The following is a 272-nucleotide window of genomic DNA, read 5'->3' on the forward strand; positions in this document are numbered from 1 at the left end:
GTTAAATGGTTTAATGCAGAAAAAGGTTTTGGTTTCATCGAAAGAGAAGATGGTAGCGACGTATTCGTACACTTCTCAGCAATCGCTGAAGATGGATACAAATCATTAGAAGAAGGCCAAAAAGTTGAATTCGACATCGTTGAAGGCGACCGTGGCGAGCAAGCTGCAAACGTAGTTAAAATGTAATTTTAACTTATTCAAACAGTCCTTACTATAGGGCTGTTTTTTTATGCTTTAAATCGATAACAGTTGGTGTGGTAAAAGCACTAGCC

The 272-nt window shown here is 38.2% G+C and carries 1 protein-coding gene; it reads left to right on the forward strand.

Annotated features, from left to right (window positions below; all coding sequences use genetic code 11):
• A partial coding sequence (locus ACVA58_RS28105) for a cold shock domain-containing protein (protein ID WP_446513523.1) occupies positions 1–186 on the forward strand: 186 nt, incomplete at its 5' end.
• Positions 187–272: the final 86 nt, after the last annotated feature.

It is taken from the genome of Photobacterium sp. DNB22_13_2, assembly GCF_052873915.1.